Source organism: Proteus hauseri (genome assembly GCF_004116975.1).
GTDB lineage: Bacteria > Pseudomonadota > Gammaproteobacteria > Enterobacterales > Enterobacteriaceae > Proteus > Proteus hauseri.
The window spans coordinates 3,480,766-3,496,647 of sequence record NZ_CP026364.1 but is presented as its reverse complement, the minus strand read 5'-3'; the positions used below and the strand labels follow the sequence as shown (position 1 = coordinate 3,496,647).

Annotated in this window: 10 protein-coding genes; 2 read left to right on the top strand and 8 right to left on the bottom strand. The window is 32.1% G+C overall.

Translation table 11 applies throughout. From position 1 onward, the window contains the following. Positions 1 to 67: 67 nt before the first annotated feature. Positions 68 to 625: a fimbrial protein gene (locus tag PH4a_RS15990; protein WP_129041168.1), complete on the bottom strand. Its 558-nt coding sequence runs from the start codon at positions 623 to 625 to the stop codon at positions 68 to 70. A 789-nt stretch (positions 626 to 1,414) separates the two neighbouring features. Further along, positions 1,415 to 1,654, bottom strand: a complete 240-nt coding sequence (locus tag PH4a_RS18365) for an NADPH-dependent FMN reductase family protein (RefSeq protein ID WP_244212908.1) — start codon at positions 1,652 to 1,654, stop codon at positions 1,415 to 1,417. Positions 1,655 to 1,916: 262 nt separating this feature from the next. Between PH4a_RS18365 and hrpA the strand changes: the two genes are divergently transcribed. Further along, positions 1,917 to 5,813, top strand: a complete 3,897-nt coding sequence (gene hrpA / locus PH4a_RS15980; RefSeq protein ID WP_129041166.1) for an ATP-dependent RNA helicase HrpA — start codon at positions 1,917 to 1,919, stop codon at positions 5,811 to 5,813. Positions 5,814 to 6,211: 398 nt separating this feature from the next. Here hrpA and PH4a_RS15975 read toward each other — a convergent pair whose 3' ends face one another. The 6 genes from PH4a_RS15975 to ydgH all read right to left on the bottom strand — a co-directional run bounded on the left by PH4a_RS15975 (position 6,212) and on the right by ydgH (position 13,956). Further along, entirely contained in the window at positions 6,212 to 7,219 is a 1,008-nt protein-coding gene (locus PH4a_RS15975; protein ID WP_129041164.1) for a fimbrial protein, read from the bottom strand. Between the two features lie 3 nt (positions 7,220 to 7,222). Beyond that, positions 7,223 to 9,619 carry a fimbria/pilus outer membrane usher protein gene (locus tag PH4a_RS15970; protein WP_129041162.1) on the bottom strand — a complete coding sequence of 799 codons (2,397 nt, stop codon included), beginning with the start codon at positions 9,617 to 9,619 and terminating at the stop codon, positions 7,223 to 7,225. 9 nt (positions 9,620 to 9,628) lie between these two features. Next, positions 9,629 to 10,303: a fimbrial biogenesis chaperone gene (locus PH4a_RS15965; protein WP_129041160.1), complete on the bottom strand. Its 675-nt coding sequence runs from the start codon at positions 10,301 to 10,303 to the stop codon at positions 9,629 to 9,631. 25 nt (positions 10,304 to 10,328) lie between these two features. Next, positions 10,329 to 10,880 (bottom strand): fimbrial protein, encoded by a 552-nt coding sequence (locus PH4a_RS15960; RefSeq protein WP_129041159.1) that lies wholly within the window; start codon positions 10,878 to 10,880, stop codon positions 10,329 to 10,331. A gap of 464 nt (positions 10,881 to 11,344) precedes the next feature. Beyond that, on the bottom strand, positions 11,345 to 12,739 hold the full coding sequence (locus PH4a_RS15955; RefSeq protein ID WP_129041156.1) for a basic amino acid/polyamine antiporter: 1,395 nt from the start codon (positions 12,737 to 12,739) through the stop codon (positions 11,345 to 11,347). Positions 12,740 to 13,005: 266 nt separating this feature from the next. Continuing rightward, entirely contained in the window at positions 13,006 to 13,956 is a 951-nt protein-coding gene (gene ydgH / locus PH4a_RS15950; protein ID WP_064719994.1) for a DUF1471 family protein YdgH, read from the bottom strand. 387 nt (positions 13,957 to 14,343) lie between these two features. Between ydgH and pntA the strand changes: the two genes are divergently transcribed. Continuing rightward, complete coding sequence (gene pntA, locus PH4a_RS15945) at positions 14,344 to 15,873, top strand: Re/Si-specific NAD(P)(+) transhydrogenase subunit alpha (RefSeq protein ID WP_064719993.1); 1,530 nt, start codon at positions 14,344 to 14,346, stop codon at positions 15,871 to 15,873. Positions 15,874 to 15,882: the final 9 nt, after the last annotated feature.

The following is a 15,882-nucleotide window of genomic DNA, read 5'->3' as shown; positions in this document are numbered from 1 at the left end:
CGACCTTGTGATTTGTACAAATATAATATAGCTGATAAGATAATATTTTATTATCTATTTTTACTCACTAAATAATATCACCATCTGATACCATAATAGATAGCGGTAATACTACTGCTACATTCCCTGGAGTTACCGCGTCTCCTTCGGGTTTAATATAATTTACAGGAATGCTTAAACTTGCGTCATTAGTGTCTGGAGAAATAACAAAATTATATGATACGTTCTCCGTGAGGTTTACTACCGCTCCTAAGTTATTAAGTACAGCCACTCCAACATTGCTACCCTCAAGATCTATATTTGTCATAGTCTCAGATCCTACTGTAGCGGTAATCCGGCCGTTTATTAGTCCTACTGAACAGTCTGTTAAATTAATTGAAACATTAGCACTGTCTTTGTTTGAAATACGACTTATGTCATCAAAGTCACTCACTTTAATGGTACCAAGTCGGACATTCTCAGTTATATTAACTAAGCAAGAGGAAGCATCCGCATCTACCCGCCCAGTGATAGTAATATTCTGTTGATGAGCTATTTGCGAGCCTACTCTTACATCTACAGCCATAGCCAAATTTGATACAGTGAGAGTAGATAAAATAACTAGTGAGATTAGCGATTTTTTCATTTTTAAATTCCATTTAAGTTTAAATTAAAAAATGCTCTAAATATTCAATTATCATAAGAGCCAAAAAATAATAAAAACAATACTAAACTATTACAATGAAATTTATGGTTATTATAAATATAATATGGATGAATGGATTATAAAAATTTGTTACCATAAATGTAAAGTAAATAACTTGAAGTTTTATTTCTATTTATTTTGGATAATTGGATTAAAATATTGTTAATATATTATCTTTATGGTTTTAATTGTTTGTTTTTTTAAATTAACTTATCTTTATTTTATTTGGTTCGTTTTTAAGTTATTTTTATATATAACATTAATGTAAGGTTGTTTTACATTTATTTTAATATAATAAAGGAGCTACTATAGCAGTGTTTTATTAATTGGTGAGAATGTTAGTCTAATTTAATTAATAATATGTTGTTAGCGAATAAGGATATCAATTTATTTTTCAGCTTGTTGCTCAGCTTGTTGAGCATGATCTTCACCATAAACGATATCTTCGGCTAAAATAAATTGGATATTCTTAATGCTAATAAAACTTAAAAGTTGGCTTAAAAATGATAAAACTAAATTAGAGGGGTGATCTTTATAAATAATATCACGGTCTGTGAGTACAATGACTTATTTATTTTCAATTAATCTAATAGCCTTGTCTCATTATGGCTAAAGGTTTTACCTGTGCGCACGATAAAATCAATGTCGTATTTTTAACTATTATAGATATTGAAAAATTATACATCGGGGCTGTAATAATAATCACATCATGTGTGTTAAACCCCACTATCAATTTTTCAGATAATACGCTTGCCATTTTTGTTCATTAGAAAGTATTGATGTATCTTTACCAGATACAAATATTGCGGCTTGATTAAATATTGGGACAGGATTTTTAACAAGTTCACGTATTGTAAATAGGTCATTAGGATTAATTACTTGCCAATTTTCAATAAGATAATCGGCCATTTTATTGCTATAAGATCCGTTATCTAAAACGCTTGATTTCAGCATAAGGATCTTTTTCATTTATATCTCTTTGTTTTATTTTTTTTAATGTAATTAAATATTATGTCAATAATTATATTTATCTGATAACAATATCTTATCTAAAGGTAAAAATATCACATCACGATCCTTTGACGGATCTATTCAAAATTCGGAGTATCACTTAATAAGCACAAGATAAGCACAAGAAATTTAATGAAGCCTTTATGTGCTGATAGGGTGTTGTGATATCATATAGCTAATAAATTAGACATAAAATGAGCTATAAAAGGACAATAAAAAGGTGACATTATCATCTGCCTCGCTCTATCAAGAAATAGAGCAATTATCGTTGCGTGATCAGCAGCGATTAAGAAAACGTCTACGTGGCGTTGCTAAAATTAATAATGAAGAGTCAAAACAAGCTGTATTAAATGCAATTAAGCAAGAGATTATCTTAGCACAACAATTAATTAGCTGCCGCAGAACTAACTGCCCTGAAATTACATATCCTGAAAATTTACCTGTTAGTCAGAAAAAAAAGGCTATATATGATGCAATAAGAGATAACCAAGTGGTTATTATTGCTGGGGAAACAGGGTCAGGTAAAACAACACAGATCCCTAAAATCTGCCTTGAATTAGGGCGAGGAATAAAAGGTTATATTGGGCATACTCAGCCTAGGCGTCTAGCTGCGCGTTCTGTTGCGGAACGTATTGCTCATGAATTAAAAAGTACATTAGGAGAATCTGTAGGTTATAAAGTTCGGTTTAGTGATCATGTGGGTGATAATACATTAGTAAAATTGATGACTGATGGGATTTTATTAGCAGAACTACAACAAGATAAACTGTTGTTACAATATGACACGATTATTATCGATGAAGCACACGAACGTAGTTTAAATATTGATTTTATTTTGGGGTATTTAAAACAATTATTACCTAAACGTCCTGATCTAAAAATTATTATTACCTCAGCAACTATTGATCCTGAGCGATTTTCTAAGCACTTTAATCAAGCTCCTATAATAGAAGTATCAGGGAGAACTTATCCGGTTGAAGTGAGATATCGTCCTATTGGTGGTGATGAACTTGATAGTGACAAAGATATGACGGATGGCATCGTCGATGCTATCAATGAACTGGGTAACGAAAGTGCGGGCGATATTCTCATTTTTATGAGTGGTGAGCGCGAAATTAGAGATACTGCTGATGCGCTTAATAAATTACAACTTCGCCATACTGAGGTGTTGCCATTATTTGCTCGACTTTCTAATAGTGAGCAAAACCGTATTTTTCACTCACATAGTGGTAGACGTATCATATTGGCGACTAACGTTGCTGAAACATCGTTAACTGTGCCTGGTATTAAATATGTAATAGATACGGGTTATGCGCGTATTAGCCGTTATAGCTATCGAACTAAAGTCCAACGATTGCCAATAGAACCCATTTCTCAAGCTTCAGCTAATCAACGAAAAGGTCGTTGTGGCCGTGTATCTGACGGTATTTGTATTCGCCTTTATTCAGAAGATGATTTTATTTCTCGCAGTGAATTTACTGATCCTGAAATATTAAGAACCAACCTTGCTTCTGTTATTTTGCAAATGACATCAATAGGTTTGGGAGATATTAGCGCATTTCCATTTGTGCAAGCACCAGATAAACGAAATGTACAAGATGGTGTTCGTTTATTAGAAGAACTAGGTGCTTTACAAAATGAAACGGATAGCCAGGGGGCGTATCATTTAACCCCTATGGGGAAACAACTTGCACAACTTCCTATTGATCCTCGTTTAGCGAGAATGGTACTTGAAGCACGAAAATATGGTGCTGTTAAAGAATTGATGGTAATTACATCTGCGCTTTCTATTCAAGATCCACGGGAAAGACCGATGGATAAGCAACAGGCCTCAGATGAAAAACATCGTCGTTTTCAGGACAAAGATTCGGATTTCCTCTCTTTTTTAAATATGTGGGATTACTTAAAAACTCAACAAAAAGAGCTGAGCCAATCGCAGTTTCGCAAACTTTGTAAGCACGAGTTTTTAAACTTTATGCGTGTACGAGAGTGGCAAGATGTTTATACCCAATTACGTCAAGTAGTTAAAGAATTAGGATTCCCAGTTAATAGCGAACCTGCTGATTTTAGAAGTGTTCATGTTGCACTATTAAGTGGTTTATTATCTCACGTTGGTCAAAAAGATGCTGAAAAGCAAGAGTTTACGGGGGCGAGAAATGCACGTTTTTCTATTTATCCCGGCTCAGGGTTATTTAAAAAACCACCAAAATGGACAATGGTGGCAGAACTGGTAGAAACTTCACGTTTATGGGGACGAATAGCTGCTCGTATCGACCCAGAGTGGATTGAACCTATTGCTGAACACTTAGTAAAACATCACTACAGTGAACCTCATTGGTCAAAAGCACAAGGTGCGGTGATGGCTAATGAAAAAGTGACATTATATGGTTTACCTATTGTTGCTTCTCGATCTGTAAATTACAGCCAAATTGATCCGCTATTATGCCGTGAACTTTTTATTCGACATGCTTTAGTTGAAGGGGATTGGCAAACTCGTCATGCTTTCTTTCGTGATAATTTGAAATTACGTACTGAAGTGGAAGAACTAGAACATAAATCTCGCCGTCGCGATATTTTAGTCGATGACGAGACTATGTTTACTTTTTATGACCAACGTATTCCTCAAGATATTGTTTCCTCGCGCCATTTCGATAAGTGGTGGAAAGAAGTTCAAAAAGCATCACCAGATTTGCTAAATTTTGAAAAAAGTATGCTTATCAAAGATGATGCCAAAAGAGTTAGTGCATTAGATTATCCAAATTATTGGCAACAAGATAATTTAAAATTACGATTAAGCTATCAATTTGAACCGGGTACTGCGGCGGATGGTGTAACAGTACATATTCCATTAGCAATATTAAATCAGGTTAAAGAAGAGGGATTTGATTGGCAAATTCCGGGTATTAGACATGAATTAATTGTGGCATTAATTAAATCATTACCTAAACCAATACGTCGTAATTTTGTGCCAGCACCTAATTATGCATCTGCATTTCTAGAGCGAGTACCAAAGCCAGAGGATCAATTGCTTGATCGGCTTGAAAAAGAGTTGCGCCGGATGACCGGGGTAACAGTTGATAGAGATAGTTGGCAACTTGATCAAGTTGCAGATCATCTAAAAATAACATTTCGGGTTATCGATGATAAAAATAAGACACTTGCTGAAAGTAAAGATCTTAATGCATTAAAGGAAAGCTTAAAGGAAAAAGTGCAAAAAACATTATCTGCTGTAGCTGATGATGGTATTGAACAACGAGATTTGCATATTTGGAGCTTTGGTGATTTACCACAACGCTATGAACAAAAACGAGGTGGTTATTCGGTTAAAGCATATCCAGCATTAGTTGATGAAAAAAATAGTGTTGGTATTAAGCTTTTTGAAACGGAATCTGAGCAACAAACTTCAATGTGGGAGGGGGTGAGACGATTATTATTATTAAATATTCCATCACCTATCAAATATCTTCATGAGAAATTACCCAATAAAGCTAAATTGGGTCTTTACTTTAATCCTTATGGTAAAGTATTAGATCTTATTGATGATTGCATTGCATGTGGTGTTGATAAACTTATGGCATCTTATGGTGGTTTGATTTGGCAAGGATCTGAATATCAAAAACTGCAAGATTATGTAAGAGCTGAATTAAACGATACTGTTGTTGAAATAGCTAAGCAAGTTGAAGCTATTTTGACTCAAGTATTCGCAATTAATAAACGATTAAAAGGGCGTGTTGATATTAGTGTTGCTTTTGCATTATCAGATATCAAGGCTCAACTTAGTCAGTTAGTTTTTCCTGGGTTTGTAACGTCACATGGTTGGAAACGACTTGCTGATATTCCACGTTATTTAAGTGCTATTGAAAAACGTATGGAAAAATTAGCTATAGATCCTAATCGTGATAGGGCACAAATGAGCCGAGTTGAAAATGTGATCCAACAGTGGCAGCAATGGCTAGGAAAATTAACCGAAAAGCAAAAGCAGCAAGATGATGTACAAAATATTCGTTGGATGATTGAAGAGTTAAGGGTGAGTTTATTTGCTCAACAAATAGGAACTCCTTTTCCAATTTCAGATAAACGTATTTTACAAGCAATTGAGCAAATAAGTTTTAATTAGTTTATAAATTGTAGTTACAAAAATAAAAATGGCCCATAAAAATTGTCTAAATTATGAGCCATTTTTTTACTGATAATTTAAATAAACATTTAACACTTTATTATTTAAACTAGTAGCAAACATATTATTTTTATTTAATATAAAATAACCTATTTCATTGTTATTTATTGATAAAGGATAAATTATTCCATTTTCTATTATTTTTATCATTTTTTTATTATAATTGAATAAAGATGGACATTTGAAAACTTCCAATATAATGTCTGATTTATATAGATGTGAAATAGTAAGGTTATATTCACAACTTGATTCATAAACATAATTGGCATATGAGCGTGGTAAAGATTGAAAAATACATAAACTAATAAAAGTAAGCACATGAATTTTCATATTATACCTTAATTATATTCTAAAGTAACATTTGCAAGAGAGTGTACTTTACCAGCTAATATTTTTTTATTTATCTTTATATAACCAACGGAGAAATTAAAAATATATTTAGATGTGGGTGTTCTGATGCTATTTATTATTTTTGAACCAAGAATATAATTTTTATTATTGTGCTTTATTAATAATCCAGTACCAGAAGATTCTTTGTTTAATAAAAGAGCTAAAATACTTTTACTCTCTGTTTTATATATTTCTGGACTGTCTATTTTCAATGTTATTTGTGTTTTATTTTTACAATCAACATCAATAGAAAAATTCTTTTCATTAATAGTTGTATAATAGTTCAAACGGTCTTTATCTACTGGCTCTAAATGAATGCTTGGTTCATTAATACTTAATTTACAATTAGCTACCCTGGGTAAGTCAATAAGTAATTGCGTATTATTGTATTTTTTACCATCTAAATATGCACTTATAGTAATAGGTGAGATAAAATTAAAGGATTTTAACGAGAGGTCTAACTCGCCGATTTTGACTAAATGAAGGTGAATACCATTCCAGCTTTCTTGACAATATCGAAAATCATAGCCATTTTTAACTTTTTGATAATTACAGTTATTGATATATGTTTTTTTTACGGTAATAATATTTTTATTTAGAGAGAAAATATCTCCATTACTAATTAATTTAAATCCTATTCCTGGGATCCCAGATTCAAAAATATTATCTTTATAATATTTTGCTGATATGAACCATTTTAGTTCAATGTTTTTTTTGCAATGAACAATTGTTAAACTTTCTGGTGCATAACGAAAATATGACTCGGACATGGTTTCATCAATATTCGCATCTAAATTAATATCTTGAGAATTAATTCTGAATAAGCTAGAAGAAATAAACTCACTATCATTTGAATTTTCATAAACACAGTTTTGACTATATGGCTTATCTACTGCATTAACGTAATAGCAGTTTAATAGTAAAAAAAGCAAAAATAATAGATGGCTAATTTTCATTCGTTATTCCTCCTTGTTACAATTTACTCTTTTAAAGTAAATATCGCTTTTTAATTCAGTTTGATTCAATTGATAATTGAAATAGCATTGTTTTTCTTTTCCTTTCCCCCATACCACTTTAACTCTTCCTGCAGGTGGCAAGTTAGACATATATAATTCATTATTTTCACTAATATAGAATATTTCAGATAAATAATCATTAGCTTCTTCTATATAGGCAGTAGCACCAAATGGAATATTTTCATTAAAATTAAATAACGCTTTTTCACCTGTTTTTACATTAATAAATTTAGAAAGAATAGCACCTTTAGTTGGTGTAAGGTGATATTTATAATTATTAATATTATATTTATTGTCTAATGATTTATCATCAATATAAAATGTATTTTTATTATATTCACTTAAACTTTGGATGATTAAATAGCCTCGTGAGTCTGATTCTGTAGTAGGTTGTCCGATATTCTTTATTTTTTTTCCACCATTAAAATTAACAATGGCAAAACTATTACTTAAACTTTGAGATAATGTAAGTCCGTTGTTATGAATGACCATTCCACCACTTAATCCATAACCTAATTGATGATTATTTTTATTAACTTTAGTATTTAATTTTAATTTAGCAATTCTACTTAAGTAGTTTGTATTTATTGATGTGTCGATTACTCCTTTATTATTTTTTGAAAGATTAACATTATAGCTTAATCTATTATTTTTTAGAACATGACCATTAATCGATAGATTATGCTCAAAACCTTTCTCTTTACTATTATATAAACTGCGTATCGTTAGCCAATGAGCTGAGTTTTGATCAAGAGGGTAATTGAGTAAAATAGAAAATTTATTGTTTTTATTATAATTATGGCTTTCACTACGATCATATTCAAATGAATAAGATAGGTTGTGATAATTTGATGTTCCACTAATAAAAAAACGATTTTCTTTTTTATTATAGTCAGAGTAATTAATAGTGCTATATCCACTTTGTAATGATAATTTATTATTTATCGGCTGAGAAAAATAAAATTCCACTTCATGTTTTTTGTTCCTAAGATGTGTATTTTTTCTCTTTTTCTCTAGATTATAAAAAGATGAATTAAAAAATAAACTTGTGTTTGTATAAATTAAATTTGTTTGATATTTAATATTATATTGTATAGACCTTTGTTTTTCTTGATCTTTTTTGTAGCTGGTATCAAGTGAAATAATACCAAATGAGTTTAGACCTATTGCAGTTCCTAATAACATATTGATATTATTCTTTTTTGTTTCTAATCCTCCCAAAGCAGTAAGTTGATTATTAATGCCATATGATAAAGTAGTTTGCGTTAGGAATTCTTTTTCCTTATTATAAATGTTGTTTTTTTTATCTATAACACCCAAAGAAAAATAGTAATTCCATTGATTTGGCCGTAATAAAGAAGTGGAAGAAAAATTCCAGATTTTAATTTTTCGAATTTTTCCATTTTCTTCTTTAATGGTGAGTATTAGCTCTCCATCAGAACCAATAGATGGAATATTATCAAGAATAAAAGGGCCTGAAGGTACAGAGGTTTGGTAAATAATTATCCCATCCTTCTCAATTGTTATATCAGAATAAGTATAAGCAATTTCTTTTATAATGGGAGAATAACCAATTAAAGATGACGGTTGCATAGATATATCGCTATTTAACTGTATACCAATTAATCTATAAGTATTTAAGTTTGGTGAATATGTAAAAAAATCACCTAATTTAAATATCGAATTTATTTCTTTAAGCGTTTTATAGGCATATTGTTGATTCATGGAAATTTTTTTATTTCTATTTTCATAACTTAAATATTGCCGAAAGCGCCATGCATATATATTAACACCATTATGGAGGATTAAATTATGTACATACTCTTCTGAGAAGTTGGATTTTTTGTTTTTATAGTAATGACCTTGATAATCATACTTAGAAAAAAAAGCATTGATGCCTTCATCCCACTCATCTCTGGAACTATTTAAATTATTACTTAAAGCAATAAAAGGTACTTTAAAATGAATTTCTTGTTTATTAAGATCTATATTTATTCTAAAAATGTCTTTTAAGATTTCATGTTCAATAATGTCATTCTTATCTTTAATTGCTAATTCTTTATAGTAATTAGTATTTATTCCCCATTCCTGTAACTCTAAAACTGTAATGATGGGATATAATTTACTATTTTCACTTTTGAAATTTATACTATGTTCACTCTTTTTTATATTGTTTATATAGATTGTGGTTTTATAGTTCCCCTCAAGAAAGTTTTCGTTAATAAGTAGAGATACATCGATATCCCCATTGAAATTTTCTATAGCTTGTAAATAGTGAGCATCTGCTTTTGTATATGATGAAAAAAACAGAAAAAGTGTAATTAATGGTAATTTTTTCATAATGTAAAATTACTTATTATCGATAGCAGTTACATTAACTTCATTTCCAAAATCATTAATATAACTCCAATTTAAAATATTAGTCTTAAAATCTACAATGCCAATATTTAACTCACTAAAAGGTTCTATCATAAATGAGATATCTTTCTTATTATTGGAGGTGAAAATACTAAGAATAGTAAAATGATAAACTGATTTGTTTTTTATAACTAATTCTTTTTGACTATTTATACAAAAAAATACTTTCTTTGTTGCTTCATCAATAGATTCTGGCAGCCCCGTAGGGCGGTAAAATAATTTAAACACTGATTTCAAAGATATATGCAAACTATTATTATCAGATTCTTTTAACGGTATTGCTTTACTATTTAAATAGAAAATACTTTCACGATTATTTTCTATTATAGGTTCTATTTTAGTTAATTTTAAAACTGAATCTTGAGAACCTTTTAATTTAAATAAAGGCGGGGTGATGATAAATGGTGTTTTTTTATTATTTTCTTTTGTTATCCAACTTTGAATTAAATAATTTTCTTGAATATTTTTATTTTTAACACTTATGGTTATATGATTGTCTGATTCATTGTAAATAAAACGTGTTCCACTATAAATGACATTTGCATATGTCAGAAAAGAAGAACACAGAATTATTGTAAATAAAATATATTGGTTATATTTTTTCATTTTATAATCCTGTGTTTTATTATAATTATTTATAAATAATATTAAAATTTGCTATAGCTGCAACTTTACCTGATGTTGGATTTAAACCAGTAGCAGCATAGTTTGCATAAAATTTATATGTTGTAGTACCATTTTCTATAGTGCTAACTATTTTTCTACTTTCATCTAATATAATAGCACCTTTTCCTTTGGCGTTATTATTATGAATACTAATACCAACATTATTAGCGGCTGAAGATGTATTATCTGTATTCATCAATATGTTTTTTTGTGGTGATAAATTATTACTGGTTATTGTTAACTCAGTAGTTTTATTTGAGGGGCCGCAATCTTTTAGTACAATCTCAAATTCTTTTCCTTTTGTATTTTCAGTCGCTAAATTATTATATTTAGGTAAATCTGATTTATTAATTGGAGGTAATGAAATGGTAAGATTACTCTTTTCTAAATTACAAGATGTAGAATTGATAGAACCATAAAAATTAATGGTACCAGATGCATTGCTAGCCATTACATTCATATTTGAAGAAAGTAGTAATATTGTAGATGCGATAGTTATGTGCAACTTAGTTTGCATTTTAATTTCCTTTATAATTTTTACAGGTGTGCTTTTAAGATAAATTAACTTGATTTAGTTCTATTCCATTTGGATGAGGCGAGATAATACAATTCATTGTAATTATATAAAAGTCAGAATTAATGCTTGTCATTGATTGTATTTTTAGTTATATGTGTCGAAATCGAATTGCTTTTTAGTTTAAATTTCTTTCGTTTATAATAATTTAAGTTCTATTTGCTAAAATATAAGAAAGTAACACAGCAAAAATGGCCTTTATATTAAAATAGTAATTCATCTTTTTTAGTTACAACATACTAATTGCTTTAACTATTTATACTTAAACTTCAGTGAATAAAAAAATAGCTTAACAGCATAAAAATATTGGTTTTTTCATATATAGCGGATATGCTATTTTGATAGAAGATAGAAGATAGAAGATAGAAGATAGAAGCCCCTATATTTCTCAGGGGCTAAGATTAATATTAAGCAATAGCTAGATAGCCAAGGGCTGGTATAGCACCAAACAATACCAGTCCTAGCATAATTTTTTCACTAGTATGTAATGGCTGTTTGTTTTTATATTGCTTACGGGTATATAAAAACATCAAAATACCAGGTGCGTAGAGAACAACAGACAGTAGTAAATTAATTACACCTGAAGCATAAAGTAACCATAACCCATATAAACTAGCTGGAATAGCGATAAGTAGTAAGGCTCTACTGCTACGAGCGATAGCGACTTTAAATAAAAATGCACCGACAAGAAAATAGGGTACTAGTATCATCTCAGATGCGATAGTTAATAACGTATTATAATTGCTACCAGTTAACCAAATGATAACTAGTGAGAGCTGTACAGCACAGTTGGTAAACCATAGCGAAGATGATGGAGCATCATTTTTATTTTGCTTGCTTAATTGTTTTGGAAAAGAATGATGTAAAGATGCAATATAAGGTACTTCAGCGGCCATTATCGTCCAACTTAAATAAGCACCACATACAGATAAAATAAGACCTGCTGCAATAATAATTTCACCTATGCTACCGACCAATTTAACTAATAGCGGAGCCATTGATGGGTTTTTCATCATCGCTAATTCTGGTTGGCTAACTAGCCCTTGAGATAATAAGGTGACAAGAATATAAATAATTAGCGCTACAACAACAGCAAGCACGGTTGCTAAACCGACATCTCGTCTATTTTTAGCTCTTGCAGATACTACTACCGCACCTTCGATACCAATAAATACCCATAAGGTAATTAACATGGTATTTTTTACTTGATCCCAAACGGGTACTCCCATATTTATGCCTTTAAAATCTAGCGTAAATATATCCATATTAAAAGCAAGTAGGGCAATAATGATAAATAGTCCTAAGGGGAGTAATTTTGCCATTGTTGCCATTAAATTAATGCTTGCTGCCGTTTGTACGCCTCTTAGCACTAAAAAGTGAACAATCCACAATAATATCGATTCACCGATTAATGCATAGAATGTATTTCCATCACCAAAAATGATGTTATCAGGTGTATCAGTAAAAAAACTGAACGCAGCAAAGACAATGACAAGATATGAAACGTTCGCGACCACAGCGCAAACCCAATAACCCCATGCAGAACAAAAACCAATAAATTCACCAAATCCCTCTTTCGCATAAGTGAATATGCCACCATCAAGATCAGGTCTAAGGCGCGAAAGTAGTAAAAGAGAAGTTGCGAGAAAGAGGATACCAATTCCGGTGATCACCCAGCCAATTATAAGCGCTGCAGGGCTAGCGACTTGCGCCATATTCTGAGGCAAACTGAATACGCCAGCACCAACCATCGAACTTAATACCAATGCAGTTAGTGACATTAAGCCAAGTTTTTTATTCAAAGATAATTTCCTGCGTGATTAAAATTGTAAACAAATAGCGTATTTTGTTGTTTTTAGCTTAATAAACAGAATAAATATGAATATATAAATTTTAGACAAAGGTAAAAACACTAAAAAACAGCGAGATTTTACGGAGAGTTGACTTTGTTGTCTATGCATAAAATCATAAAATTTATGCATTTTTATTAGTTGGGTGTGTTGGCTCAAATTTAGAATAAAAAAAACCTTGCATAAGCAAGGTTTTTTAATTGATACGCTGTGATGTTTTATTTAAACAAGTCAGCTGTAATGGTAACCGTACCACCATCACTCTGCCATTCATTCGTGATATGGTAGAATTTAGCACCTTTCTCAGCTGCACGTTTTGCAACTTGATAAGAAATTTCTGGTGAGTTAACAAAGTAGCCACTAAAAGTAATAGTATCAAATGGATCCATTAATGCTGCGGATGCTTTGTTAATTTCTTGAATCGCTGTGCCATCAGGTAAAGTTACAGTGTAACGACCGCCCATCGACGTTTGTGTTTCGGTAAATGTACCTACACTTCTGTCATAGTCGGTATTAGAATCCAACCCTGGTTTTTCAACTTTATTTGCAGCTTCACCGCCTTCAGCCATAAGAGCACGGCCTGCATCTGAGTCAAAGGGAACGATTGCTTCTGGAGCTTGAATAGCACGTTTAGGCGCATCTTTTTTATAGATATAAGCAGTAACTTCTTGGTTGCCACCATCATTTGTCGATACATTACGTACGATAAAGAATGATGCAGCACCTTTGCTTGCCGCTTTTTTCGCTATGGCATCGTTAATATCAGGAGTCGTTGGGTAATAACCTCTAATAGAAACGGTATCAAAAGGTTGCAGCATAATTGCTTCTGTTTTCGGTAGTTCTGTTACACCATGAAATACGCGATAGGTATCATCATCTGCTTTAGGCGCATCTTTTCGATACAAATCAGCAGTAACACTCATGTTACCACTGTCACTGACATCATCTAGGCCTTGAATATAAAAGCTATCAGCACCGATTTTATCGGCACGACGAGAAACTGCGTCAGCGGCTTCATAAATCGCGTTAAAACGACCGATAACTGTAATTCGTTCAAATGGTTTTAATTCTGCTGCCTGTTCTGGTGTCAATTCCTGTGCAGCCTGCGCAACAGTGATACTCGTTAAAGACAACATCGCTGCTGCGATGACTGAGGTTTTCAGCTTCATACAAAATCCTTCCGCCTTGCGCAATTAATATTGGTCATGTGCTGAACATAGTGATCTATCACATAGAGTGCAATTATTACATGTAATAATAGCATTTGTCGCATTATTTTATTTAGTGACTAACCACTTGGTCAAATGACCAGTATATGTTACCAGATATTTATCTGAAAATAGTGAATAATTCATTAATATGCCTTTTCGACTAAAATGATCTAATTAAGTTCAATTTTAGCTTTACACAGATATAGATTATTGGTTTTATTTTCAGTAGGTTATTAGAGCTCTTATTAATAGTATGCAAATGACTATTTTTAACACTACTTTTGCATATTTATGATATTAATAGAGAAATTTTAACAAATTTTGGATGGATAAGAAGGGAAAATTATGCGAATTGGTATACCCAAAGAGCGACTTTCTAATGAAACAAGGGTTGCAGCAACACCAGCTACTGTTACTCAACTCATAAAATTAGGATTTACGGTCGCTATTGAAAATGGAGCTGGAATTGCATCTAGCTTTGAAGATAAAGCGTATCAAGAAGCAGGAGCTGATGTTGTTAATCATCAAGATATTTGGCAATCCGATATTATTTTGAAGGTTAATGCTCCACTTGATGATGAAATCACTTTATTGAAAGAAGGCTGCACACTTGTCAGTTTCATTTGGCCTGCACAAAATGCGGCTTTGCTCGAAAAACTGACAGAAAAAAATATCAACGTTATGGCGATGGATAGCGTACCTCGTATCTCTCGTGCACAATCATTAGATGCTTTAAGCTCAATGGCAAACATTGCAGGTTATCGTGCTGTTGTTGAAGCGGCTCATGAATTTGGTCGATTTTTCACAGGACAAATTACAGCTGCCGGTAAAGTACCACCAGCAAAAGTAATGGTTATTGGTGCCGGTGTTGCAGGACTTGCTGCTATTGGTGCAGCAGGCAGCCTTGGGGCTATTGTGCGAGCCTTTGATACACGTCCTGAAGTAAAAGAACAAGTGCAAAGTATGGGGGCTGAGTTTCTTGAGCTGGATTTTAAAGAAGAAGCAGGCAGTGGTGATGGCTATGCCAAAGTCATGTCAAAAGCATTTATTGATGCAGAAATGGCATTGTTTGCTGAACAAGCAAAAGACGTTGATATCATTATTACAACAGCACTTATTCCAGGAAAACCAGCTCCTCGTTTAATCACGAAAGAAATGGTTGATTCAATGCGCCCAGGAAGTGTCATCGTTGACTTAGCTGCTCAAAATGGCGGCAACTGTGAATACACAGTACCGAATAAAGTTTTCACTACAGAACATGGTGTGAAAATTATTGGTTATACAGATTTAGCCGCACGTTTGCCTGCACAATCTTCTCAGCTTTATGGTACTAATTTAGTTAACTTGTTGAAATTATTGTGTAAAGAAAAAGATGGTAACATCAATATTGATTTTGATGATGTTGTGATCCGTGGTGTTACCGTTATTCGAGCCGGAGAAATTACATGGCCGGCGCCACCAATTCAGGTTTCAGCGCAGCCCAAAGTTACCCCTGCTGCTAAACCACAAGAAAAATCAGTGGCAAAACCGGTTTCTCCTTGGAAAAAATACGGTTTATTAGCTATCGCGTTTTTATTATTTGCATGGCTTGCTAATGTTGCACCAAAAGAATTTTTATCTCACTTTACGGTGTTCGCGCTATCTTGTGTGGTAGGTTATTACGTTGTTTGGAATGTAAGTCATTCATTACATACACCATTAATGTCAGTAACTAATGCAATTTCAGGCATCATTGTTGTTGGCGCATTATTACAAATTGGTAGTGGTGGTTGGGTAAGTTTATTTTCATTTGTCGCTATTTTAATAGCGAGCATTAATATTTTTGGTGGGTTCACCGTTACTCAACGTATGTTGAAAATGTTCCGTAAAGGATAAGGGAGGCAA

Coding starts and splice junctions, on each gene's coding strand:
- pntA (WP_064719993.1), top strand. CDS start 14,344: ATGCGAATTGGTATACCCAAAGAGCGACTTTCTAATGAAACAAGGGTT.
- PH4a_RS15960 (WP_129041159.1), bottom strand. CDS start 10,880: ATGCAAACTAAGTTGCACATAACTATCGCATCTACAATATTACTACTT.
- PH4a_RS15965 (WP_129041160.1), bottom strand. CDS start 10,303: ATGAAAAAATATAACCAATATATTTTATTTACAATAATTCTGTGTTCT.
- ydgH (WP_064719994.1), bottom strand. CDS start 13,956: ATGAAGCTGAAAACCTCAGTCATCGCAGCAGCGATGTTGTCTTTAACG.
- PH4a_RS15975 (WP_129041164.1), bottom strand. CDS start 7,219: ATGAAAATTAGCCATCTATTATTTTTGCTTTTTTTACTATTAAACTGC.
- PH4a_RS15970 (WP_129041162.1), bottom strand. CDS start 9,619: ATGAAAAAATTACCATTAATTACACTTTTTCTGTTTTTTTCATCATAT.
- PH4a_RS18365 (WP_244212908.1), bottom strand. CDS start 1,654: ATGAAAAAGATCCTTATGCTGAAATCAAGCGTTTTAGATAACGGATCT.
- PH4a_RS15990 (WP_129041168.1), bottom strand. CDS start 625: ATGAAAAAATCGCTAATCTCACTAGTTATTTTATCTACTCTCACTGTA.